Source organism: Brachyspira innocens ATCC 29796, assembly GCF_000384655.1.
GTDB classification, from domain to species: Bacteria; Spirochaetota; Brachyspiria; order Brachyspirales; family Brachyspiraceae; genus Brachyspira; species Brachyspira innocens.
Genome location: NZ_ARQI01000001.1, coordinates 1 through 1,028, shown reverse-complemented (window position 1 = coordinate 1,028; position 1,028 = coordinate 1). Strand labels below are relative to the sequence as shown.

The following is a 1,028-nucleotide window of genomic DNA, read 5'->3' as shown; positions in this document are numbered from 1 at the left end:
TCTAGCATTACATTATTATAGTTGGCATTGTTACTGTCTATTTTTTCTGTAATACTTTCCTGTAATTCTTCTTTTAATTTGGAAAGACTTTCTTTTTCTTCTTCAAAAAACTTTGATTGTTCCTCTTTACTATTTTCTATCTGGCTAGATAATTCTTCTAACTTGTTTTGATTATATTCTTTTTGTTCCGCTAGTTTAGAACTCAAACTGTCTAATTCTTTTTTAGCCTCTTCTATACTGCTGTCAAACTTACTGCCTAAATTATTAATAAGCTCATCATATCTGCTGTTATTTTCTTTGATAGAGCTTTCCAAATCTTCATGACTTTTTCTTAAATTAGAAATTTCTTTGAAAGTTTTTAAGTTCTGCTCTAGCATTACGTTATTATTATTTTCATTATTCTTTTCTATTTTCTCTGTAATGCTTACTTCCAACTCTTCTTTTAATTTAGATATATTTTCTTTCTCTTCTTCAAAGTATTTTGATTGCTCTTCTTTAGCATTTTCTATATTACTGGATAAATCTTCTAACTTACTTTTATTATATTCTTGCTGTTCTTCTAATTTACTGCCTAAATTATTAATAAGCTCATCATATTTGCTGTTATTTTCTTTGATAGAGCTTTCTAAATCTTTCTGACTTTTTCTTAAAGATGATATTTCTTTAAAAGTTTTGAGATTCTGTTCTAGCATTACATTATTATAGTTGGCATTGTTACTGTCTATTTTCTTTGTAATGCTTACTTCCAACTCTTCTTTTAATTTGGAGATATTTTCTTTTTCTTCTTCAAAGAACTTTGATTGCTCTTCTTTACTGTTTTCTATTTGGCTAGATAATTCATCTAATTTATTTTTATTATATTCTTTTTCTTGCCATAGCTTAGAACTTAAATTATCTAATTCTTTTTTAGCCTCTTCTATACTGCTGTCAAACTTACTGCCCAAATTATTAATAAGCTCATCATATTTACTATTATTTTCTTTGATAGAACTTTCCAAATCTTCATGACTTTTTCTTAAACCAGATAT

General features: G+C 26.4%; 1 pseudogene. It reads right to left on the bottom strand.

From position 1 onward, the window contains the following. A pseudogene (locus F811_RS16555) lies at positions 1–1,028 on the bottom strand (hypothetical protein); the annotation flags it as partial.